Source organism: Microbulbifer mangrovi, from assembly GCF_002009015.1.
Taxonomy (GTDB): domain Bacteria; phylum Pseudomonadota; class Gammaproteobacteria; order Pseudomonadales; family Cellvibrionaceae; genus Microbulbifer; species Microbulbifer mangrovi.
Genome location: NZ_LZDE01000025.1, coordinates 1 through 351, shown reverse-complemented (window position 1 = coordinate 351; position 351 = coordinate 1). Strand labels below are relative to the sequence as shown.

The window sequence follows — 351 nt, the reverse complement described above, 5'->3', positions numbered from 1 at the left end:
CGCCGCTGCGCACGGCGTTATGTGACCTCGCTGTTGTAAGTGCCGATAATTCAGTTTTCAAATTTGAATATGGAATAATTATGAATAGAAAAATTACCGGTATCATTCTTATCGTTATCGGGGTGGCATTGGTTGCGTGGGGCTACAACATCTATGATTCTGCTGGTTCTCAATTAGCGAGAGCGCTAACCGGAGATACTCCTATTGAAGCATGGCTTGGTATGGTCGGTGGATTTATTGCTGTCGTAATCGGTATCAAAAAAGTAAAGTAGAGTGGTTGCTTTCGATCCCCATAACAAGCGCAAGCAAAATGCTCCGGGCCGTCGGCCCTCCGCGGGACGCCCAACGCTA

General features: G+C 47.3%; 1 protein-coding gene. It reads left to right on the top strand.

Annotation, left to right across the window (positions count from 1 at the left end; all coding sequences use genetic code 11):
- Positions 1 to 272, top strand: a 272-nt coding sequence (locus B4U49_RS00115; RefSeq protein ID WP_239692407.1) for a DUF3185 family protein, incomplete at its 5' end; no start/stop codon positions are given.
- Positions 273 to 351 lie beyond the last annotated feature (79 nt).